The 20,026-nt window shown below is 69.6% G+C and carries 22 protein-coding genes; 10 read left to right on the forward strand and 12 right to left on the reverse strand.

The window, feature by feature from the left end; all coding sequences use genetic code 11:
- Nucleotides 1-534 precede the first annotated feature (534 nt).
- The 4 genes from ACGFYH_RS28640 to ACGFYH_RS28655 all read right to left on the reverse strand — a co-directional run bounded on the left by ACGFYH_RS28640 (nucleotide 535) and on the right by ACGFYH_RS28655 (nucleotide 3,601).
- A complete protein-coding gene (locus ACGFYH_RS28640) occupies nucleotides 535-1,155 on the reverse strand; it encodes an HAD domain-containing protein (protein ID WP_393806072.1) in 621 nt (206 codons plus the stop codon).
- 15 nt (nucleotides 1,156-1,170) lie between these two features.
- Nucleotides 1,171-1,863 carry a class I SAM-dependent methyltransferase gene (locus tag ACGFYH_RS28645; protein WP_393806073.1) on the reverse strand — a complete coding sequence of 231 codons (693 nt, stop codon included), beginning with the start codon at nucleotides 1,861-1,863 and terminating at the stop codon, nucleotides 1,171-1,173.
- 1 nt (nucleotide 1,864) lies between these two features.
- Nucleotides 1,865-2,776, reverse strand: a complete 912-nt coding sequence (locus ACGFYH_RS28650) for a phosphotransferase family protein (RefSeq protein WP_393806074.1) — start codon at nucleotides 2,774-2,776, stop codon at nucleotides 1,865-1,867.
- A 75-nt stretch (nucleotides 2,777-2,851) separates the two neighbouring features.
- Nucleotides 2,852-3,601 carry a hypothetical protein gene (locus tag ACGFYH_RS28655; RefSeq protein ID WP_393806075.1) on the reverse strand — a complete coding sequence of 250 codons (750 nt, stop codon included), beginning with the start codon at nucleotides 3,599-3,601 and terminating at the stop codon, nucleotides 2,852-2,854.
- A gap of 223 nt (nucleotides 3,602-3,824) precedes the next feature.
- On the opposite strand from ACGFYH_RS28655, the gene ACGFYH_RS28660 reads away from it, so the two are divergent.
- Complete coding sequence (locus ACGFYH_RS28660) at nucleotides 3,825-5,180, forward strand: tetratricopeptide repeat protein (RefSeq protein WP_393806076.1); 1,356 nt, start codon at nucleotides 3,825-3,827, stop codon at nucleotides 5,178-5,180.
- 1 nt (nucleotide 5,181) lies between these two features.
- Nucleotides 5,182-5,712: an NUDIX domain-containing protein gene (locus ACGFYH_RS28665; RefSeq protein ID WP_393806077.1), complete on the forward strand. Its 531-nt coding sequence runs from the start codon at nucleotides 5,182-5,184 to the stop codon at nucleotides 5,710-5,712.
- 67 nt (nucleotides 5,713-5,779) lie between these two features.
- On the opposite strand, the gene ACGFYH_RS28670 is transcribed toward ACGFYH_RS28665, so the two are convergent.
- Nucleotides 5,780-6,232: a hypothetical protein gene (locus ACGFYH_RS28670; RefSeq protein ID WP_393806078.1), complete on the reverse strand. Its 453-nt coding sequence runs from the start codon at nucleotides 6,230-6,232 to the stop codon at nucleotides 5,780-5,782.
- Nucleotides 6,233-6,312: 80 nt separating this feature from the next.
- Here ACGFYH_RS28670 and ACGFYH_RS28675 point away from each other — a divergent pair, with 80 nt between their 5' ends.
- Nucleotides 6,313-7,431, forward strand: a complete 1,119-nt coding sequence (locus ACGFYH_RS28675) for a DUF4062 domain-containing protein (RefSeq protein ID WP_326443059.1) — start codon at nucleotides 6,313-6,315, stop codon at nucleotides 7,429-7,431.
- A gap of 323 nt (nucleotides 7,432-7,754) precedes the next feature.
- Here the strand turns inward: ACGFYH_RS28675 and ACGFYH_RS28680 are convergent, their stop codons facing one another.
- The 5 genes from ACGFYH_RS28680 to ACGFYH_RS28700 all read right to left on the reverse strand — a co-directional run bounded on the left by ACGFYH_RS28680 (nucleotide 7,755) and on the right by ACGFYH_RS28700 (nucleotide 12,183).
- Complete coding sequence (locus tag ACGFYH_RS28680) at nucleotides 7,755-7,982, reverse strand: hypothetical protein (RefSeq protein ID WP_393806079.1); 228 nt, start codon at nucleotides 7,980-7,982, stop codon at nucleotides 7,755-7,757.
- A 26-nt stretch (nucleotides 7,983-8,008) separates the two neighbouring features.
- Nucleotides 8,009-8,593, reverse strand: coding sequence for a dihydrofolate reductase family protein (locus tag ACGFYH_RS28685; protein WP_393806080.1), 585 nt, complete (start codon nucleotides 8,591-8,593; stop codon nucleotides 8,009-8,011).
- A gap of 84 nt (nucleotides 8,594-8,677) precedes the next feature.
- Nucleotides 8,678-9,304, reverse strand: a complete 627-nt coding sequence (locus tag ACGFYH_RS28690; RefSeq protein WP_393806081.1) for a GNAT family N-acetyltransferase — start codon at nucleotides 9,302-9,304, stop codon at nucleotides 8,678-8,680.
- Between the two features lie 226 nt (nucleotides 9,305-9,530).
- Nucleotides 9,531-10,691 carry a family 2 encapsulin nanocompartment cargo protein polyprenyl transferase gene (locus ACGFYH_RS28695; protein ID WP_393806082.1) on the reverse strand — a complete coding sequence of 387 codons (1,161 nt, stop codon included), beginning with the start codon at nucleotides 10,689-10,691 and terminating at the stop codon, nucleotides 9,531-9,533.
- 85 nt (nucleotides 10,692-10,776) lie between these two features.
- A complete protein-coding gene (locus ACGFYH_RS28700) occupies nucleotides 10,777-12,183 on the reverse strand; it encodes a family 2B encapsulin nanocompartment shell protein (protein ID WP_393806083.1) in 1,407 nt (468 codons plus the stop codon).
- Nucleotides 12,184-12,510: 327 nt separating this feature from the next.
- Here ACGFYH_RS28700 and ACGFYH_RS28705 point away from each other — a divergent pair, with 327 nt between their 5' ends.
- Together ACGFYH_RS28705 and ACGFYH_RS28710 are read left to right on the forward strand one after the other, a co-directional pair.
- The gene (locus tag ACGFYH_RS28705) at nucleotides 12,511-13,089 is read left to right on the forward strand and encodes an N-acetylmuramoyl-L-alanine amidase (RefSeq protein WP_393806138.1); all 579 of its coding nucleotides are present in this window, start codon (nucleotides 12,511-12,513) and stop codon (nucleotides 13,087-13,089) included.
- 36 nt (nucleotides 13,090-13,125) lie between these two features.
- A complete protein-coding gene (locus tag ACGFYH_RS28710; RefSeq protein WP_393806084.1) occupies nucleotides 13,126-14,034 on the forward strand; it encodes a 1-aminocyclopropane-1-carboxylate deaminase/D-cysteine desulfhydrase in 909 nt (302 codons plus the stop codon).
- Between the two features lie 36 nt (nucleotides 14,035-14,070).
- Here ACGFYH_RS28710 and ACGFYH_RS28715 read toward each other — a convergent pair whose 3' ends face one another.
- Nucleotides 14,071-15,663 (reverse strand): Na+/H+ antiporter, encoded by a 1,593-nt coding sequence (locus tag ACGFYH_RS28715; protein ID WP_393806085.1) that lies wholly within the window; start codon nucleotides 15,661-15,663, stop codon nucleotides 14,071-14,073.
- Between the two features lie 62 nt (nucleotides 15,664-15,725).
- On the opposite strand from ACGFYH_RS28715, the gene ACGFYH_RS28720 reads away from it, so the two are divergent.
- From ACGFYH_RS28720 to ACGFYH_RS28730, 3 genes are all read left to right on the forward strand, one after another.
- Nucleotides 15,726-15,986, forward strand: coding sequence for a UBP-type zinc finger domain-containing protein (locus ACGFYH_RS28720; RefSeq protein ID WP_271320307.1), 261 nt, complete (start codon nucleotides 15,726-15,728; stop codon nucleotides 15,984-15,986).
- Between the two features lie 249 nt (nucleotides 15,987-16,235).
- Complete coding sequence (locus ACGFYH_RS28725; RefSeq protein ID WP_351995178.1) at nucleotides 16,236-16,649, forward strand: anti-sigma regulatory factor; 414 nt, start codon at nucleotides 16,236-16,238, stop codon at nucleotides 16,647-16,649.
- A complete protein-coding gene (locus ACGFYH_RS28730) occupies nucleotides 16,646-17,731 on the forward strand; it encodes an RNA polymerase sigma factor SigF (RefSeq protein ID WP_393806086.1) in 1,086 nt (361 codons plus the stop codon). The genes ACGFYH_RS28725 and ACGFYH_RS28730 overlap by 4 nt, the downstream gene beginning before the upstream one ends.
- Nucleotides 17,732-17,787: 56 nt before the next feature.
- Here the strand turns inward: ACGFYH_RS28730 and ACGFYH_RS28735 are convergent, their stop codons facing one another.
- A complete protein-coding gene (locus tag ACGFYH_RS28735; protein ID WP_393806087.1) occupies nucleotides 17,788-18,240 on the reverse strand; it encodes a hypothetical protein in 453 nt (150 codons plus the stop codon).
- A gap of 126 nt (nucleotides 18,241-18,366) precedes the next feature.
- Here ACGFYH_RS28735 and ACGFYH_RS28740 point away from each other — a divergent pair, with 126 nt between their 5' ends.
- The gene (locus ACGFYH_RS28740) at nucleotides 18,367-19,335 is read left to right on the forward strand and encodes a diacylglycerol/lipid kinase family protein (protein ID WP_393806088.1); all 969 of its coding nucleotides are present in this window, start codon (nucleotides 18,367-18,369) and stop codon (nucleotides 19,333-19,335) included.
- Between the two features lie 320 nt (nucleotides 19,336-19,655).
- Entirely contained in the window at nucleotides 19,656-19,913 is a 258-nt protein-coding gene (locus tag ACGFYH_RS28745) for a WhiB family transcriptional regulator (protein WP_003973730.1), read from the forward strand.
- Nucleotides 19,914-20,026: the final 113 nt, after the last annotated feature.

Consider the following 20,026-nt stretch of genomic DNA (forward strand, 5'->3'; position numbering starts at 1 on the left):
CCCACTGGCGCCGCCGCCACCAGGCCCGATCCCAGGCCAGCCACTACCAGCGACAAGCCGCCCAGACATGAAGATCACGATCTACAGCTGGAGTATTAGCCATGTGCTTCTTCCTCTGCTTGAGGTAGCGCCGAATCTGACTTGCCCGGAAGACCGGACCGCTACGAAGGTCTGCGATGGGAACGGGGAAGCGCTTGTCGCGGGTCCGCCAGTTCGCGACAGCCGTCCGGCCGACCCCCGCCATCTCCGCCACTTCGAACAGTCCGACGAGCTGGTCCTCCGCCTCGGGTGTGCCTCCCATGACATCTCCCCGTGAACGGCATTCACATTTACCGGTCAAGGGTGAAGGCCGTTCACAGCAACTGTCAATCCTCAACTCTGTCCCGTAGGTGCAAAGTTGAGGACGCGCGCCCCCTGCGCGCCAGTTCGCTCTGGCATATTTCACCCATAACAACTTCCGGCTCCGGATGCAGTGCTGTTCGTGGCCGTGTCGACGGGCTACTACCAGCTCCCTCGGCGAGGTCACCCCCGTCCTCACCGATGCACTGGAGCCGGACTACCGGTGCAGCAGCAAGTGCGGCCGTGGAGAGAGTAGGGATCAGTTCGGGCTTGGCAGCGCAGGCTGGGAACAACGGAAGGTGCCCATCTCGTGACCTCTACCAGGTGCTCCGGTTGCAGCCCGAGGTAAGGGTCGGGTTGCAGAAGGAGGGTCTCCTTTCCTTGTGCGGTGCGCCGCGCTGCCCAGGCGTGGTCGAGGTTTGTGAAGTCGTCGTCGATCCAGACAGCGGGGGCGCCGTCCAGCCACGTATCGACGTGATCGCGCTTCCACAGGTAGCCGTTGGGGTGGCTGGTGGTGATCTGTGGGCGTGGGAGGTCGACATACGGCAGGTCTGGCAGACCCAGGAGAGGACCGATGAGAGTGACGGCGTCCTGCCGCCAACTGGTGCACCAGACCGGGGTGAACAGCCCGGTGCGGATGATGTCCATGAGAAGGCGGCCGTGCTCGGGGTTGAGCCAGACCGTGACCGGGTTGTCGGCGTTCCGGCCTTCGGGGATTACGTCGTGGCGAGTGTGGGTGGCCGGGGTCGCGCCGTTCGCGTCGGGGAAGGGTATGAGGACGCCGTCGACATCGAGGAGCAGGTAGGGCGGGCGCATCGGTTCCTCCAGCGGTCAGAGCCTGTGGGCGCGGATCAGCAGAGTGGCGGGCGAGCGGCTCATGCGCAGGTCGTGGAACTCCTGTGCGGAGGTGAGGCGGAAGCCGGTCCGGCTGAGGTGCCGCTCCCAGCGGTAGGCGTCGAACTCCCAGCGGGCGATGGGAAGACGGGTGCGGTCTGGCAGGGTGACGAAGTCGCGGCGAGGGCGGTCATCGCTGGAAGCGATGCGACCGCCGCGCTGCGGGTGGGGAACGGAGAAGGCGAGCACCCGACCGGGCTTGAGGCGCTGGGCGATAGCCGGCAGAAGGAGCTCGGGGGCGACGAGCCCCACGGCACCGAAGACGGAGAAGATCGCGTCGAACTGCTCGTCGGAGGCGTGCAGGTAGTGCAGGGCGTGCCCAGCGACGAAGGTGAGGTTGTTCAGTCGTCCGTAGTGGGAGCGGGCGCGGCGGACCTGGAGGCCGACGAAGTCGACGCCGGTGACGTGAGCACCGTGGCGCGTGGCGAGGTGGGCGGCGTTGTGGCCGGGGCCGCAGCCGAGTTCCAGGAGTCGCTTGCCGCGCAGGTCCGGGCCGAGGATCTCGGCGGCGGGGCCCAGGCAGGGGCTCGTGGTCCATTCCATCCGGGCGGGTACCGCCAGAGGTTCGGCGAGCTCGGCGGCGGTGCGCTGGATGGCATGGGCGTACCACGGCGAGGTCTGGGCGAGCACGTCAGATCTCCAGGAGGTGGAGCACGTCGGTGAGGTGTCGGCGGACGACCTTGATGTAGCTGGGGTCAGTGGCCGGGTCGTTGATCCAGCGAACCGACTGCTCCATGAACCACTCCACGGCCCACATGCGGTGCCAGCCCAGGGCCCAGTTCTCGGCGGTCAGCCCGCCGCGTGGGGTGAGCGCGTCCGGGGTGCCTCCGGCAACGACGTACTGCTCCAGGAAGACGCGCAGCCGCAGGGGATGCGGGGGCTCGATGGTCCCGTGCCAACTAGCGAGGTCCAGCAGGCCGGGGCCGGTGAAGGCGCGGGCGAAGTCGAGCAGCCTCCACCCGCGCTCGCCGACGTGCAGGCTGGTGGGGTGAAACTCCGAGTGCACCCATCCGAAGGGCGCCAGCGTCGCTCCGGCCGAGCGGACCTCGGCGGCCTGGGCAATCCGGTCGAGAGCATCCTCGACGTCGTCGGCGTCCTGCCATCGGTCGGCCTTGCGTAGTCGGTCGAGGTGCTCCAGCGCTCGGACGGGCAGCGTACGCAGCCGCTCCTGGTCGAGAACCGGCAGGGCGGAAGCCGTACGGGTGCTGTGCAGGACCACAGCCGCAGCGACGCCGTCGAGGTCGTCGGCATCGCGGGCGGACGGCCCGAGGTCTTCCATGAGCATGCCGAGCCAGGCATCGAGAACGGCGGAGGTGTGGAGCTGGGGCACGGGGACGCCAAGGGTGCGGGCCAGGCGAAGGGCCTGGTCCTCGCTGTCGAAGGGCTTCTTGGCGCACTTGAAGATGGCCGTGGAGCCGTCGGGGAAGGTGATGCGCTCGACGCCGGACATGGACCACACCCGCACCTCCTCCCGTCGGGCAGCGGGCTGGCCGGTCGCGGTGAGCAGGTTGTCGAGGAGTTCGGCGCTGGGGTTCGTGGTCATGTGAGGGCTCCGAGGGATAGTGGCGTCCGGGGCGGGCGAGGGAGGCCGGCCCGCCCCGGAGCCTGATCGGGTGGGTTACGCGGCGGGGTTCACGCGGTGGGCGTAGACCTGCTCGATCCAGCCCGCCTTGAACGCGGCGAGGTCGTCACGGAACCTGGCCATCGCGGCACCGTAGGGCGCGACCACTCCCCCGGACTGGTCCGGCACGGACTGGCAGCCGTGCACGAGCCGTCCCCCGAGCGCGGCGTGGGCCTTGATCGACTCGATGCGCCGGTGCTCGTTGAACCAGGCACCGTGGTACACCTCGTCGAGCATCCCGCCCATCTCGTCGTCCAGGTCGAAGACGACGGAGGTGGCGGCGGGGAAGAACCAGCACGGACCGACGTTGGAGATGCGCCCGTCCAGCTCGACCTTGTTGAGCGCCATCAGCGTGGCCGCCTCACGGAGCATCCGCAGGTGGTCGGCGGTGATCCGCGGGAGACCGAGGCCGGCGAGGTGCTCCTCGCGGAACAGGTACGCGTACACCTCGTACGCGGTGGCCAGCACGCGGGCCGCGTCGGACGTGGACTCGCCGTGGTGCTTATTGAAGTCGAGCGCGAGCTGCTCGACCGCACTCTCGGTCGTCTCGTTCACGTCCAGGAGCTGGGTCTCGACCAGCTCCCAGTCGGCGACGAGCCATGTGTTCGACTCGAAGCGGAAGAAGTACTCGGCCGGGTCGATGGTGATGCGCCGGCCGTCGACCTGGATGCCGGGCAGGCGGCTCCAGCGCGGGTCGAACGCCTCGGGCAGTTCGACCGTGATGGCCGTGGTGTCGATGGTGGTCACCGTGTCTCCGTCTCTGATCGGCCGGGTCCGGACACAGGAGTGCCAGAACCCGGCATGGGCGTACGGAACTTCGGGGTGCCGCCCGGACCAAGGGGGAGCCTGGATCACGGTCACGCCGTTCCGGGCGGCTGCTGATAAGTGAACCGTTGGTCACGCTCAGTGGGTACGGTGGTGGGCAGTTGAAGCGGTATACGCGGTTTACAGCTCCGGTGGGGAGGTGGTCGTGGCGGGGCAGAGAGATCCCAACTCCCGTCTGCGGGATGCCATCAGCGCGGCAGGATGCACCTACGAGGCGCTCGCGAGGGACGTGCGTCGCGTGGCCGCCGAGAACGGCGAGATGCTCCAGACCAACAAGTCGGCCGTCTCGCACTGGGTGAACGGCAGCCGAGCCCCGTCAGGGCAGGTGGGTCAGTACCTGGCCGAGGCGCTGTCCCGGCGAGCAGGACGCCCGATCACCCGGACCGAGATCGGTCTGTATGCCGGTGATGCCGAAGAGCCGGCGGAGGCCGATCCGGTCCTCGCCGTCACCGACCTGGGCCGCGCCGACGTCGAACGCCGCCGCTTCCTCGCCATCGCAGCCTTCACCACCGCCGGCGTCGCCATGCCCCTCAGCCACGACCACGAAGCCACCGCCCGCATGCTCCGCGCCCGCACCGGCACGTCCCTCGTCGGCGCGGAGGACGTGGACGTCGTACGCCAGATCACCACCGCCTTCAGCGCCGCCGACGAACGCCTCGGCGGCGGGCACGGTCTGACCACCGTCTGCGCCTACCTCGCCGACACCGCCGCCCCTATGCTGCGCGGACGCTTCCCCAGCGAAGTCTTACGCCGGACCGCCTTCGGAGCCGTCGCCGAACTCGCCTACCTGGCCGGATGGAAGCACCACGACCTCGGTCAGGAAGGCGCCGCCCAGCGCTACTACCAGGTCGGCTACCAGCTCGCCTGCGAAGCCGACCCCCAAGGCCACGCCGCCTGGATGATGCGCGCCCTCGCCCACCAGGCGCTGAGCCTCAAGCAGCCCCATCACTGCGTCGATCTCGTCGAAGGCGCCCTACGCCTGGGCCTCGGCCACGTCGACGGCCAGACGGAAGCTCTCCTCCACATCACACATGCCCGCGCCTACGCGGCCACGGAGGAGGGCGCATCAGCCGCACGCGCCCTGCTTGCCGCCGAGGATGCCCTCCTACGCGACGACGCCCCGCAGCCCAGCTACTCCCGCGTGAGCGGCCCCGCCGCCGGCACCGTGGCCAGCCACACCGCCCGTACCCTGACCGATCTCGCCGACCACATCGGCACCGAGCAGCAGCACCGCGACGCCCTCACCCGCTGGGACCCCGTGAAGTACAAGCGCGTCCACGCTCTCACCCACGCCGACCTCGGCGACAGCCTCGCCGTCCAGGCCCGCGCCGACGAAGCCGTCGCCGCCTGGGCCCAGGCCCTGATCCTCATGGAGGGCATGACCTCCGACCGGACGCGCAAGGCCATCTCCTCGATCCGCTCCACCCTCGCGGTCTACCAGCACCGGCGAGTCCCTGGCGCGGCCGATCTCGCCCGCCGAGCCCGCGAAGCCCTCGCCTAACATGCCCAACAACCCGCCCGACGAAGGGAACCCCGTGGCCCAGCAAACCGACGACCAGCCGAAGGCCCTCAAGCCAGCCCTCGAATCCATGACCCTGCTGGTCGCCGCAGTCATCGTCCACGACAAGGCCACCAACCGCGTCGTCCTCCTCCAGCGCAGCGAGAACGCCAAGTTCGCCCAGGGCATGTGGGACCTCCCCGTGGGCAAGAGCGAACCTGGCGAACCCATCACGGAGACCGCAGTCCGCGAGCTCTACGAGGAAACCGGTCTCAGGGTGCAGCCCGAGTCCCTCAAGGTCGCCCACATCATCCACGGAGCCTGGGGTGTCGAAGCCCCCAACGGCTTCCTCACCGTCGTCTTCGCCGCTCACGAGTGGGTCGGCGAGCCCGAGAATCGCGAGCCACGCAAGCACACCCAAGTTTGCTGGATCGACACCGATGCCATTCCTGCTGATTTCGTGAGCACAACCGCGAGTGCCATCCACCGCTACCTCATGGATGGTCCGGAAGTCTCCCTCGACGGCTGGGGATAAGGGTTTGCACATGATGAGCTGAAACGGTCACCGATGCCCCATCGGAAAAGCGCACGAATACCGGGCGTCACGCCACGGCCACACATATGCTGAGGAGACAAAGGCCGTACAGGGCTATGGCGAGGTGAAGAATCACCCACAAGCGATGAAGACGAATGCGATGCAGGCGCGGGAAACGACGGTAGTGATCAGCTCTAGCGCTTATCAGCCTTTCGTCGGAAACCAGGACGCCCAGCTCCACCAAGTCATTGGTCAAGGCTCGCGCCTGAGAGAGGTGATAGGACGCCCGTTCGAAGTATTTAGAGACCGCCAGCGCCCCGTATCCTCCAGTCATAGCCACGAAAAGACACAGAGGCATGACGTACGTCGAGAACTTCTGCTGGACAATGAGAGCACTCAAGGCAGCCGTGATAACGAGGAGAAGGCTGCTCAGTGACGAGCGTTGAGTCTCGCACTGCCGTAGCTGCTCCCGGTGCTCCTTCCAGTAAGCACGTATCGCCTCATCCGAGACTTCAGCCATAAAGCAACTCCTTACCCCAGGCAACTCATTGGCCACTTGGTTCGCTTCAACGAACCCTTCAGCAATGGAGATACCGTAGCGTGAGAATCTTCATCAGCAGCGTCCGTAGGGGACTGGAGGAGGAGCGCGACGCGCTGCCTGGCCTCATTCGCGCAGTTGGACACACTCCCGTCCTGTTCGAGGACTTCTCAGCGCAGGCCACGCCCAGCAGGCAGGCATGCCTGGCCGCCCTCGACTCCGCGGATGTTTGCGTCTTCCTGCTCGGGCCGTCCTACGGGCACGTCTTCCCCGAGACAGGGCAATCAGCAACACACGATGAATGGGTCGCGGCTAAGACGGCGGGCAAGCCTCGCTGGGTTTACCGGAAATTGGATGTCACCTTCGAGGACGCCCAGCAGGATTTCGCCAGAACCGTGGAGGCGTACGCCACTGGCGGGTTCCGTGATTCATTCCGAAACACCGCCGAGCTAATGACCAAAGTCGTAGCCAAGGTCAAAGAAGTGGAGTCAGATCGGTCCCCGTTGTCCTTTGCCCCCCTAGCGCAGCCCGTTTCTCTGCGCTGGAGCCTCGACCAGGTCGGCGCCGACGGGGCCACCAACCTTCCTCTATTGGAACTACATGTTCTTCCGGTGGAATTTCCGGGCTACTCGGCAAGAGAACTGGAAGGGGTTGGCACCTCGCTGGCGGACCGGATCCGCCGGGCCGGGGCAGTCGGGAACAGCGTCGCCTTGGCGGCGTCGAGTTCCCGAGAGCAGGCAGTCGTCGGCATCTCCGTTACTCCGCACCGTTTTTTTGATGCTCCTCGGCCCGGAGAGCTGGTGGAGGTTCGCTTGCATAAATCCGGCCAAGTCTCCCTACGGGCGACACTCCCCCAAGACAACATGGGATCCATCCTGGATCACGACGCGCTGCCCCAGCAAGTAACCTCCCTGCTGAGATTCATCGGCGCACTGGACCTGATCCGAGATGAGCGCATTGCTCTGGCAATCGGCGTATCTGATCCCAACATGACCCAAGTCGACAGATTCAACCCACATCAGTCACGTACTCGTGCCGAGCTCAGCGCCTACAGCCGCTCGTTCACGCTGCAAACCGAGCCAGATGAATCCACTAGCTTGGCCGCGCTGGACGCGGGAGCTGAGGAGGTGGCTGGCATCCTTTCGCGAGCCCTGATCAAGCAACATCCCTCAGGATCCTAGAAGCGTGTCTGAGCTGGCCCGGACACGCGGCTTCTGCGGGATAGCGCTACTTACCTCCGACCCGCAGGCCAGTCCGCACAGAGTCCGCAGGACAGCCAATCAGGACCGTCGAGGCCCATCGCCAGCCATCAGCAAAAGGCCAGGTCAGCGCTCCGCAGGAATGATCCCCGCAGGTCACCGACCCGGCCCGTTACTAGGAGACCAAGAAGGCCTGACGACTCGGCAGCACCCGGGGCCGGCGATCGGTGCACCATCGCAGGCCGCGGAAGAGTCCGAAGGGGTCCGACCGCCACGGCGGCCGGGCCCCTTCGGCGTCGTCGTTGTCAGCGGTTGTCCGTGACCGTCTTCCGGGAACGCTCCGGCGTTCCGGGCCGCGCCTCGGCCTCGGCCTCTGCGGCCAGGGTGCTCTTCTCGGGGCCCGCCCCGCACTCCGGGTTGCGGCACGGGCCCGGGACCCATGCCGGTACCCACGCGCCCAGCGTCTTGTGGCGCCGGACGACCGCTTCGACTGGCTGTCCGCAAACGGGACAGACGTAGGTGTCGCTGTCCATACCCCCAGGTTAGAGCGGGCGGCGGCTCAGCGCTTCCTGTGGTACGTCCGCACCATGACGCCGTTGCCGAAGGTCCGCACCGAGTCCGCCACGAACTCGGAGACCTCGAACCCGGAGCCGAACATCGGCATGCCGGTGCCGAGCACCACCGGGTAGGTCTTGACGACCAGCTCGTCGACCTCGTCGATCAGCTCGCCGGCGACGGACGATCCGCCGCACAGGTAGATGCCGAGGGCACCGTCCTCGGCCTTCAGCTCTCGGACCCTGCCGGCCAGGTCCGCCGAAACGATCTCGACGTCCGGGTCGGGCGACTCGGTGAGCGTGCGCGAGGCGACGTACTCGCGCATGTGCGCGTAAGGACGGGTGACGCCCTCCTTGAGTGCCAGGTCGTAGCTGGCCCTCCCCTGGACGATCGTGTCGAACCGCTTGTTCGGCAGGTCGTCGATGCCGAGCGGCCGACGGCCGTGGGTCGGCAGCGTCTCGGGATACTCCGACTTCAGGAACCTCAGGAACTCCTCGTCGACGAACGGGACCATGAACGACGCGTCGCCGTCCGGGCCACCGATGAAGCCGTCGATCGAGCAGGCGATGAAGTACGTGAGTGTGCGCAAACCGGTCTCCTCCTGTTGACCACTACGCACACAGTACTCCACACATAGTAGTATGAATAGTTGCATGGACAGTGGATCAGGTGCCTATCGAGTCCGCGGCTCTCGCCACATCGGCCACATGCGGGGGCCGTCCGGCAGATCCAGGGCACGGCCGGTGAACGCGAAGCCGAGGCGTTCGTACAGCACCCTGCCGCGGGCGCTGCTCGCCTCGAGGTAGGCGGCCAGCCCCTCGCGGTCGCAGCGGTCGAGGGCGCTCCCGATGAGCGCGGTGCCCAGTCCCTCGCCCTGCCGTCCGGGTGTCACGCCGATCATCCACAGGTACTCGTGGGCCCGGCCCGAGGGGTGGATGTCATCCGTGAGCCGGGCTATCTGCTCGACGCGTTCGTTGTCCGGGTCGACGGCCTGGCGCACCTGTGCGGGGCCGTCCTCGGCGCCCTCCCCGGACCCGGTGTCCGGCCCGGCGCCGGCGGGCCCGTCCGCGGGGACGGGCAGCCAGAGCGCGCAGGCGGCGCCGTCCTCGGTCAGGTCGATGCGCCCGTCGGCGAACACGGCGTCGGCGAACGCCGCCATGAGCCGGTGGTGGGTCCGGCGGCGGTACTCCTCCCCGGGAAAGACCCAGCTGCTCACCGGATCGTCCTGGAATGCCTCGTCCAGCAGCCGGACGACCAGTTCCCGCTCCCCCTCGCCCGCGGCCCGGATCGCCACGCCCATGCCTCGCCCGCCCTTCGCTCCAACACCGCTGTTCCGTACGGCGGTTGAGCCTATCCGGTGTCCGGTCGCGCCGGGTGGGGCAGCACCGGGAGCCTGGGACGGCAGGAGGCGGGCCCCGCACACCGTGGGGAAGTGCGGGACCCGCCGGGCCGGAGCCGTCGGCGGTGCGGCCGTACGTCGGTCAGGTGCCGTACGGCCCTGCACGGGCTCCGGAGTCCTGCGGCCGTCAGGAGCTGCGCCGGGTCACGAACTCGGCCAGCGCGAGCAGGCCGCCCGCCGCCTCCGGGTCGGGCACGGCACGGGTCAGTTCCTGCATGGCTCTCGCCATCCGGTCGGCCGCCTGGGCCTGCGCCCAGTCCCGGCCGCCGGCCCGCTCCACGGCCAGGGCGGTGCGCTCCAGGTCCTCCTTGTCCTCCTCGTACGGTGCCGCGTACAGCTCGGCGAGTTCGGCGGCGGCCGGGGTGCCGGAGGTGAGGGCGGCGACCACCGGCAGGGACTTCTTGCGGGCGGCCAGGTCCGCACCGGCCGGCTTGCCGGTGTGGCGGGGGTCGCCCCATATGCCGATGACGTCGTCGATGAGCTGGAAGGCCAGCCCGGCCTCGCGGCCGAACGCGTCCAGGGCCTCGACGTCCTCCGCGGCGGCACCGGCGTACAGCGCGCCGAGGGCACAGGCACACCCCAGCAGTGCACCCGTCTTGGCCTCGGCCATGGCGAGCGTCTCGTCGAGGGTGACCTCGTCCGGCGGGCGTCGCTCCATGGCAGTGTCCGCGTGCTGGCCCTCGCACAGCTCCATGACGCAGTCGGCGAGCCGGGTGGCCGCCGCCGCGGACGCCGGGTGCGGGTCCGCGGCGAGCAGCCGCAGGGCGAGCGCCTGGAGGGCGTCCCCGGCGAGGATCGCGTCGGGGACGCCGAACACGGTCCAGGCGGTCGGCCGATGGCGCCGGGTGGCGTCCCGGTCCATCACGTCGTCGTGCAGCAGCGTGAAGTTGTGGACCAGCTCCACCGCCGCCGCGGCCCGGCCGGCGGCCGCGCGGGCGCCGGGCCCGCCGAGTGCGGCCGCGGCGGTGAGGACGAGGGCGGGGCGGATCGCCTTGCCCGCGTTGCCGGCCGCGGGCGTGCCGTCCGCGTGCTGCCATCCGAAGTGGTAGAGCGCGGTCCGGCGCATCGCTGGGGGCATCGACGCGATGGCGGAGCGCAGTTCGGGGTCGACCGACGCCCGCGACTCCCTCAGGAGCACCGACGCCTCGTGCCCCTCGGCCGCCCCCGGCCCCCGGCCCTCGGACGGCACCTCCGGCTCGTTCTCCCGCTGTGTGCCGATGGGCCCGTGCCTTTCCGGCGTTTCGGTGGGGCGGCGCGTCGCGATGGCGCCGCGCCGGGTCTCCGTCATGGACTCACCTTCCCCATGGGCCCGTCCGTCCCCCCGGGGTGTACCCGCCCGGGAGGGCGGGGACACGGCGTTCGGGGCAGTGGCGTCACCGCCAGCGGCCGATCTCGACGTTCTCCAGGACGCCCAGCGCGTCCGGCACCAGGACCGCGGCCGAGTAGTAGGCCGTGACCAGGTACTTGATGACGGCCTGCTCGTTGATGCCCATGAAGCGCACCGACAGACTCGGCTCGATCTCGTCCGGGATGCCGGTGGCCCGCAGGCCGATGACCCCCTGGTCCTGCTCGCCGGTGCGCATCGCGATGATCGATGATGTGCGGGCCTCGGTGACCGGGATCTTGTTGCACGGGTAGATGGGTACACCACGCCAGGTCGGGATGCGGTTGCCCGCGACGTCGATCGTCTCGGGGACGAGTCCGCGCTTGTTGAGCTCGCGGCCGATGGCGGCGATGGCGCGCGGGTGGGCGAGCAGCAGCTTGGTGCCGCGGCGGCGGCTGAGCAGTTCGTCCAGGTCGTCCGGACCGGGCGCGCCGTCGTGCGGCTGGATCCGCTGGTCGTACTCGCAGTTGTGCAGCAGACCGAACTCGCGGTTGTTGATGAGCTCGTGCTCCTGGCGTTCCTTCAACGCCTCGACGGTCAGCCGGATCTGCTGCTCCGTCTGGTTCATCGGCTGGTTGTACAGGTCGGCCACGCGGGAGTGGATGCGCAGTACGGTCTGGGCGACGCTCAGTTCGTACTCACGGGGCCGGGCCTCGTAGTCGACGAAGGTGTGCGGGATGTCCGGCTCGCCGCTGTGACCGGCGGAGAGGTCGATCGCCTTCTCACCGTGCTTGTTGGTGCGCTGCTCCGGGATCGAACGCCGCTGCTCCAGGTGTTCGCGCAGGGAGTCCGACCGCCCCGCGACCTGCTCCACCTCCTGGCGGGGCAGCACGAGTACCGTGCAGGCGGTGACCGCGCGGGCGGTGTACTCCCAGATGGCGTCCCCGTCGAGCAGCGCCTGGTCGCCGAAGTAGGCGCCGTCGGCGAGGACGCCGAGCACCGCGTCGTCGCCGTAGGGGCCCGTGCCGACCTTCTCGATCCTGCCGTGTGCCAGCAGGTAGACCTCGTCGGCCCGGCCGCCGAACGAGGCGATCACCTCACCGGGGCCGAACTCCCGCTGCTCACAGCGCTGCGCGAGTTCCGACAGGACTTCGTCGTCCTCGTACGACCGCAGGGCCGGCAGCTCGCCCAGCTCCGCGGGGATGACCTCGACGCGGTCGCCCGTCTTCACGAACGTCACGCGGCCGTCCCCGACGGCGAAGGTCAGACGCCGGTTGACCCGGTACGTGCCGCCCTGGATGTCCACCCAGGGGAGCGAGCGCAGCAGCCAGCGCGAGCTGATCTCCTGCATTTGAGGAACGGACTTGGTGGTGGTGGCCAGGTTCCGCGCGGCCGCCGTGCCGAGGCTCTGCTGCGGCCTGGTCTGCTCGGTGCGGACCTCTTCGCCTACCGACATAAGGAATTGCCCTCCCGGTCATGCCGGACGGCTGCGCCCGGCATCGATGTGCACGGACCAGCCTTCCTCACGGAGCGTGCCGGTGCTATTACACGAAAGAGCGGGAATGGATCAGGTCCGACCGGGGCAGGCATGGGGGCTTGTCCAGCGTCTCGGCGACTTGTGCGGCCCGGCCGGGCGCCGCCGGCCGGACGGCATTGTCCGAAACGGCTCGCACACGGACCGAACAAGTAATAGGAGGCGCTCCGTTTCGGTACAAGCACCGTACGAGGCGGTCGCGCCGGGTGGTCGTCGCACAGCGTGAAGGAGCCGGCCGTGGCCTCACCCATGTCCGCGAGCAGTTTCCTCAAGGCGCTGAAGGCCGAGGGCCTCAGCGTCGTCGAGGTGGGCGACTGGCGGGATCACCACCGCAACCACAAGGGGCCCTGGGGCCCTGTGCACGGTGTGATGATCCACCACACCGTCACCAGGGGCGGTGCACGGACGGTGGACATCTGCCGCAAGGGCTACGAGGGTCTGCCGGGCCCCCTGTGCCACGGCGTCGTCACCAAGGACGGCAAGGTCCATCTGGTCGGATACGGCAGGGCCAACCACGCCGGTCTCGGCGACGACGACGTCCTGCGCGCGGTGATCGCGGAGAAGGCACTGCCCCGGGACAACGAGGCGAACACCGACGGCAACCGGCACTTCTACGGCTTCGAGTGCGAGAACCTGGGCGACGGCGAGGATCCCTGGCCGGCGGTGCAGCTGGAGGCGATCGAGCGGGCCGCCGCGGCCGTGTGCCGCCACCACGGGTGGAACGAGCGGTCCGTCATCGGCCACCTGGAGTGGCAGCCGGGGAAGGCGGATCCGCGCGGGTTCACGATGGCGTCGATGCGGGAGCGGGTCCGGGACCGGCTCAAGTGAGGTGTCCCCTGTGCGCGGCGGCGTGACAATGGCGGGGTGACCGGCACCGACACCAGCGACCTCGCCGCACTGCGGCCCCGGCTGCCCTCTCCCGTACAGGAGCTGACCGACGGGCGGTTCGAGCGGCACGGTGTCCGGTTACTGCTCAAGCGGGACGATCTGATCCACCCCGAGCTGGTCGGCAACAAATGGCGCAAACTGGCGCCGAATCTCACCGCCGCGGACGGTCGTACCGTCGTCACGTTCGGCGGCGCCTACTCCAACCACCTGCGGGCCGCGGCGGCCGCCGGCCGACTGCTCGGGCTGCCCACGGTGGGCGTGGTCCGCGGTCAGGAACTGGCCGGACGGCCACTCAACCCCTCACTGACCCGGTGCGCCGCCGACGGCATGCGACTGCACTTCGTCGACCGCTCGACGTATCGCCGCAAGGCCGAGCCGGAGACCCTGGCGGCCCTCCTGCGCGCGGTGGACGCCGAGGACGCGGTCGTCGTCCCCGAGGGCGGCAGCAACGCGGAGGCCGTCCGCGGCTGCCGCGCCCTGGGCGAGGAGCTGGGCGGGCACGCGGACGTGGCCGCCGTCGCCTGCGGCACCGGCGGCACGCTCGCCGGGCTGACCGCCGGACTGCCGCGGGGGCGCCGGTCACTCGGGATACCCGTCCTCAGGGGCGGTTTCCTGGACGGCGACATACGGCGCCTGCAGGACCGCGCGTTCGGCGGGCCACGCGGCGACTGGAGCCTCGACGACCGCTTCCATCACGGGGGCTACGCCCGTACGACGCCCGAGCTGGACGCCTTCGCCGAGGACTTCGAACGCCGCCACGGCCTCCCCCTGGAGCGCACCTACGTCGCCAAGCTGCTGTACGCCCTGCTCCGCCTCGCCGAGGAGGGCGCCTTTCCGCGCGGAACGACCCTGGCGGCGGTCGTGACGGGCCGGCCCTTCCCCTGAGCGGGGCGGTGTGCGCCGGCGCGCACACCGCCCCGCTCACGTCGCCTCCCGGTACGCCGCCGCCTCCTCGAGATCCAGTCGGCGCAGCAGCGTCCGCAGCATCTCGTCGTCGATGTAGCGGCCGTCCCGCAGCCGTACGAAAACCTCGCGCTCGGCGCTGATCATCTCCCGGGAAAGCCGTCGGTAGGTGTCGTCGACGGTCTCGCCGGTGACGGGATTGACCTGCCCGAGCCGCTCCCAGACGGCATTGCGGCGGCGCTCCAGGACCATGCGGAGACGGTCGGCGAGCGGGGCGGGCAAGGTGTTGCGCTCGTCGGCTAGCAGGTCGTCCAGGCGCTGCTCCGCGGCCCGCGAGGCCTGCGCCTGGGCGTTGGCCTCCGCCAGCGTCTCGGCCTGTACATCGCGTGCGGGGAACTTCAGCAGGCGGATCAGCGGCGGAAGGCTGACGCCCTGGACGACCAGCGTGCCGATGACCGTCGTGAAGGTGAGGAACAGGATGAGGTTGCGCTCCGGAAAGGGTTCGCCGCCGTGCACGGTGAGCGGGATGGAGAAGGCGACGGCCAGTGAGACCACGCCCCGCATCCCGGCCCAGCCGATCACGAACGGCCCCCTCCAGGAAAGCGCGCCCTCGCGCGCGCGTACGCGTGCCGACAACCGGGGCAGGTAGGTCGCCGGGTACACCCAGACGAATCTCGCCGCGGCGACCACGAGGAAGACGGCGACCGCGTACCGGGCGGCGTCGACGCCCTCGTACTCCCCCAGGCCCTTGAGGACGACGGGCAGCTGGAGGCCGATCAGGGCGAACACGGCCGACTCCAGGACGAACGCGACCATCTTCCACACCGCCCCCTCCTGGAGCCGGGTGGCGAAGTCGACCTCCCACGCGCGGTGGCCGAGGTAGAGCGCCACGACCACCACCGCGAGCACCCCGGAGGCGTGCACCTGCTCGGCGACCGCGTAGGCGACGAACGGGATCAGCAGGGAGAGCGTGTTCTGCAGCAGCGCCTCCCTCAGGTGCGTGCGCAGCCAGTGGAGCGGCACCATCAGCACCAGCCCGACGCCGACGCCGCCCACCGCGGCCACCAGGAACTCGCCGATCCCGCCGGCCCAGGTCGCGCCCTCGCCGACGGCCGCCGCGAGCGCCACCTTGAAGGCGGTGATCGCGGTGGCGTCGTTCACCAGGGACTCGCCCTGGAGGATCGTGGTGATCCGGGAGGGCAGCCCCACCCGGCGGGCGACCGCCGTGGCGGCGACGGCGTCCGGCGGTGCCACGACCGCGCCGAGGACCAGGGCCGCGGTCAGCGGCAGGCCCGGCACGACGAGGTACGCGGCGCAGCCGACCACGAACGTGGCGAAGAGGACGTAGCCCACGGAAAGCAGCGCCACGGGCCTCAGTTGCGCCCGCAGATCCAGGTAGGAGCTGTCGGTGGCCGCCGTGTAGAGCAGCGGGGGCAGCAGCAGGGGCAGGACGATGTGCGGGTCGAGGGTGTAGTCGGGCACGCCGGGGACGTAGCTCACCGCCAGACCCACCGCGACCAGCAGCAGCGGCACCGGCACCGGTACGCGCCGTCCCGCCGCGGCGATCGCAGCACTGCCCGCCACCAGCAACAGCAGCGGCATCACGTCCATCGTCCTCGCCCGCCCTCGTTTTCGCGCGCGGTCTCCCGCGCGCCCGTCGTAACCTGGCAATCATGAAACAGTGCACGCACGCCGACGCGCTGCCGCACCCGGAACCCGAGCCGTGCGGCGAGACCTGTCCGGAGTGTCTGGCCGAGGGCACGGACCCGGTGCAGCTGAGGCTGTGTCTCGTCTGCGGTCACGTCGGCTGCTGCGACTCCTCGCCCAGGCAGCACGCGACGGCACATCACAAGGAGACCGGTCACCCGGTGATGCGCACCTTCGAGCCCGGGGAGAGCTGGCGCTGGTGCTTCGTCGACCACGTCCTCGTGTGACCTCTGCCCGGGACGGTTCGACCGTCTGACGCCTGGGTACGTCAACCCGGCGCGCGCTCTTCCGATTTGAGCCCGTCGACCCCCTAGCCACTGTGCGTGTTCAGGTGTTTACTATGAGTGACAGCCGGGGTTGGGGTCTCGGGGACAGGAAAGTTCGGAGCGCGATAACGTCACCGCTGAACCACGTATCGCGTTACCCGGAGGGGCGACCCTCGGCCCGGTAACGCTTGTACCACCTTGGAGGTGAGGGTGTCCCAGATCGCAGGCGAGCCCGCGACCCAGGACTTCGTCGAAGTCCGGCTGCCGGCCGCGGGTGCCTACCTGTCGGTGCTGCGTACGGCGACGGCCGGCCTCGCAGCCCGTTTGGACTTCACCCTCGACGAGATCGAGGACCTGCGCATCGCAGTCGACGAGGCCTGCGCGATCCTGCTTCAGCAGGCCGTGCCCGGCTCGGTGCTCAGCTGCGTCTTCCGCCTCGTCGACGACTCGCTCGAGGTCACCGTCTCGGCCCCGACCACGGACGGCCACGCCCCGTCGCGGGACACCTTCGCGTGGACGGTGCTGTCCGCCCTCGCGGGCAAGGTCTCCTCCGCCGTGGACGAGGACAGAACCGTTTCGATCAGCCTCTACAAGCAACGCGGCGCGGGACCCGGGCCGACGTGAGGGACGGGGACGGGCCGGTGCGGGACGAAGAGCGCGGCACACGGGAGCTGCCGGCCGAGGGCACACGCTCTCCGAACGAGGCGCGACGCATGGCGGACGGCATCGACGGCATCCCCGAGCAGGCCCGGCCGCATCCGGAGGACGAGACCTCGCCCGAGGCCGCCGTTCCGGGCGACGGGCCGCCGACCGGGGACCACCCCGTCCGGCCCGTCCGAGCGGAGGCGGGGGCTCGGGAAAGGGCGACGGGCGGGACGATGAGCGAGCACGAGCGACACTCCGAGGGCCACGCGCCGGGTGCGCGGGGCACACAGGGCACACGGCACCACCCGCAGGACCGCAGCGGTGCACGCCTCCTGTTCGCCGAGCTGCGCACGCTGACGAAGGACAGCCCCGAGTACGCGGAGCTGCGCAACCGGCTGGTCCGGATGCACCTGCCGCTCGTCGAGCACCTCGCGCGCCGCTTCCGCAACCGCGGCGAGCCCCTGGACGACCTCACCCAGGTCGCCACCATCGGGCTGATCAAGTCGGTCGACCGCTTCGACCCGGACCGCGGGGTGGAGTTCTCCACCTACGCCACCCCCACGGTCGTCGGCGAGATCAAACGGCACTTCCGGGACAAGGGCTGGGCGGTGCGCGTCCCGCGCCGGCTCCAGGAGCTGCGGCTGGCCCTGACGACGGCCACGGCGGAGCTCTCCCAGCTGCACGGCCGCTCTCCCACGGTCCACGAGCTCGCCGAGAGGCTGTCCATCTCGGAGGAGGAGGTCCTGGAGGGCCTGGAGTCGGCCAACGCGTACTCCACGCTGTCGCTGGACGTCCCGGACACCGACGACGAGTCCCCGGCGGTCGCCGACACCCTCGGCGCCGAGGACGAGGCCCTTGAGGGGGTCGAGTACCGGGAGTCGCTGAAGCCGCTGCTTGAGGATCTGCCGCCGCGGGAGAAGCGGATCCTGCTGCTGCGCTTCTTCGGCAACATGACCCAGTCGCAGATCGCGCAGGAGGTCGGCATCTCGCAGATGCACGTGTCGCGGCTGCTGGCCCGCACGCTGGCGCAGCTGCGCGAGAAGCTGCTGGTCGAGGAGTAGCCGCCCGGCCGAGGAAGCCGGGCCGGGTACCGCCGGGCGGCGTGGGCGCCTTCCGGCTAGTTCCCGGCGTTGCCGGGCCCCCGGATGCCGAGGGCCCGGGTGGTGGTGGGATTGACGAGCAGGACCAGTGCCGCGACCGCCACGACGCCGAGCACGATGCCCGCCGGGACGGCCAGGCTGTCGGCCCGCACCATGTTGAAGGCGACGGGCAGTGCCATGATCTGCGTGATCACCGCGGGCCCCCGGCTCCAGCCCCGCCGGCCGATCAGCCCGCGGGCGGCGAGCAGGGGCAGCAGGGCGAGGACGATCAGGGTGACGCCGCCGGTGACGGCCGAGGTCCGGTCGTCGGGATGCCCGGTGAGGCCCTCCACGAGCATCCAGGCGCCGCCTACGACGAGCGCCAGCCCCTCCAGCGCGGCGAGCGCGGCCGCGGCGGTCAGCCGGCCGGGACGGGGGCCCGCCTCTTCGGTGACTGCGGGGGTGGGGGCGGGGGTCTGCTCACTGCTCACCCCTGAAGGGTAGCCCTCGGCCTGTCAGCGGCCGCCCGGGTGTCCGGCATGTCACGTACGCGGGTGCCGGTGGCGATCTCCACCTCGGTCTGGGCCGGGTACCACCCAGTAGGTACCCTGCAAACCATGCGTGCACTTCTCGTGGTCAATCCGGCGGCAACCACCACGAGCGCGCGCACGCGCGACGTGTTGATCCACGCGCTCGCGAGCGAGATGAAGCTGGAGGCGGTCACCACCGAGTACCGCGGCCACGCACGCGACCTCGGCCGGCAGGCGGCACAGAGCGACGACATCGACCTGGTGGTGGCCCTCGGCGGCGACGGCACGGTGAACGAGGTCGTCAACGGGCTGCTGCACGCGGGCCCCGCCCCGGAGCACCTGCCCGGCCTCGCGGTCGTCCCCGGTGGTTCCACCAACGTCTTCGCCCGCGCCCTCGGCCTGCCCAACCACGCGGTGGAGGCCACCGGCGCCCTGCTGGACGCCCTGCGCGAGGGCAGCGAGCGGACCGTCGGACTGGGCCTGGCGTCGGGTACGCCGGGCTCGGAGGACGAGGCGGTCCCGGCCCGCTGGTTCACCTTCAACGCCGGGCTGGGATTCGACGCCGGCGTGGTCGGCCGGGTCGAGCAGCACCGCGAGCGCGGCAAGAAGTCGACACACGCCCTCTACGTCCGTCAGGTGGTGCGCCAGCTGATCGGCGAGCCGCACCGCCGCAGCGGGACGATCACTCTGGAGCGGGCGGGCGAGGACCCGGTCACCGATCTGGTGCTGTCCATAGTTTCGAACACGTGCCCCTGGACGTTCCTCGGCAATCGGCCGATCTACGCCTCACCCGAGGCCTCGTTCGACACCGCGCTCGACGTCTTCGGCCTCAGTCGGCTGTCGACGGCCGCGGTTGCCCGGTATGGCACCCAGTTGCTCACTTCGTCCCCCGAGCGCGGACCTAGAGGCCGGCACGCGGTCTCCCTGCACGATCTGACCGACTTCACCTTGCATTCGAAGGTGCCCCTGCCCCTCCAGATGGACGGTGACCACCTGGGGCTGCGGACCAGCGTGACGTTCACAGGCGTACGCCGTGCACTGCGTGTGATTGTGTGAGCAGAAGGGGCGAAAGTCCTTTCACTCGAACGTTTAGACCAGGGTCCACCCCATGGAAGTACGGCTGTGACCTAGTCGACACCGAAGAATCAAAAAAAACTTTCCGGAAGGGGTTGTATCCGCCGCCGAGGTTTGCGAGTCTCTTCTTGGCGATCGGGACAGCCCGCAAGACCGGCATCCACTGATCACCGGAACCCCTCTTCAAACCACAGGACCACGCCAGGGAACCTGGCGGTAGGCCCTTCCCTTGTTGAGGGATTCGTGAAAGCGTTCACATTCACAAGCATTCCAGCATGTAATACCAAGGAGAGGTAGCAGCCATGGACTGGCGTCACCGCGCCGTTTGCCGCGAGGAAGACCCCGAGCTCTTCTTCCCCATCGGCAACACCGGTCCCGCGCTGCTGCAGATCGAGGAAGCCAAGGCCGTCTGCCGTCGCTGCCCTGTCATGGAGCAGTGCCTGCAGTGGGCGCTCGAGTCCGGCCAGGACTCCGGCGTCTGGGGTGGTCTCAGCGAGGACGAGCGCCGCGCAATGAAGCGCCGTGCCGCCCGCAACCGGGCTCGTCAGGCCTCCGCCTGACAACCCACCCCTACTGACAGCCTCAGCTTGGCGGCGCGTACAGCGAGTACGCATCCCCCGCTCCCGAGCCGCAGCGCGCAGTACCCCCGATGCGCATCGGACGATGCAATGCA

The sequence above is a fragment of the Streptomyces sp. NPDC048392 genome, from assembly GCF_043200575.1.
Taxonomy (GTDB): domain Bacteria; phylum Actinomycetota; class Actinomycetes; order Streptomycetales; family Streptomycetaceae; genus Streptomyces.

What these genes read in the sequence shown, in the direction of transcription:
- ACGFYH_RS28665 (WP_393806077.1), top strand. Translation starts at nt 5,182, where the DNA reads ATGCCCAACAACCCGCCCGACGAAGGGAACCCCGTGGCCCAGCAAACC.
- ACGFYH_RS28745 (WP_003973730.1), top strand. Translation starts at nt 19,656, where the DNA reads ATGGACTGGCGTCACCGCGCCGTTTGCCGCGAGGAAGACCCCGAGCTC.
- ACGFYH_RS28720 (WP_271320307.1), top strand. Translation starts at nt 15,726, where the DNA reads ATGAAACAGTGCACGCACGCCGACGCGCTGCCGCACCCGGAACCCGAG.
- ACGFYH_RS28705 (WP_393806138.1), top strand. Translation starts at nt 12,511, where the DNA reads ATGTCCGCGAGCAGTTTCCTCAAGGCGCTGAAGGCCGAGGGCCTCAGC.
- ACGFYH_RS28670 (WP_393806078.1), bottom strand. Translation starts at nt 6,232, where the DNA reads ATGGCTGAAGTCTCGGATGAGGCGATACGTGCTTACTGGAAGGAGCAC.
- ACGFYH_RS28700 (WP_393806083.1), bottom strand. Translation starts at nt 12,183, where the DNA reads ATGTCGGTAGGCGAAGAGGTCCGCACCGAGCAGACCAGGCCGCAGCAG.
- ACGFYH_RS28690 (WP_393806081.1), bottom strand. Translation starts at nt 9,304, where the DNA reads ATGGGCGTGGCGATCCGGGCCGCGGGCGAGGGGGAGCGGGAACTGGTC.
- ACGFYH_RS28740 (WP_393806088.1), top strand. Translation starts at nt 18,367, where the DNA reads ATGCGTGCACTTCTCGTGGTCAATCCGGCGGCAACCACCACGAGCGCG.
- ACGFYH_RS28715 (WP_393806085.1), bottom strand. Translation starts at nt 15,663, where the DNA reads ATGGACGTGATGCCGCTGCTGTTGCTGGTGGCGGGCAGTGCTGCGATC.
- ACGFYH_RS28640 (WP_393806072.1), bottom strand. Translation starts at nt 1,155, where the DNA reads ATGCGCCCGCCCTACCTGCTCCTCGATGTCGACGGCGTCCTCATACCC.
- ACGFYH_RS28695 (WP_393806082.1), bottom strand. Translation starts at nt 10,691, where the DNA reads ATGACGGAGACCCGGCGCGGCGCCATCGCGACGCGCCGCCCCACCGAA.
- ACGFYH_RS28680 (WP_393806079.1), bottom strand. Translation starts at nt 7,982, where the DNA reads ATGGACAGCGACACCTACGTCTGTCCCGTTTGCGGACAGCCAGTCGAA.
- ACGFYH_RS28650 (WP_393806074.1), bottom strand. Translation starts at nt 2,776, where the DNA reads ATGACCACGAACCCCAGCGCCGAACTCCTCGACAACCTGCTCACCGCG.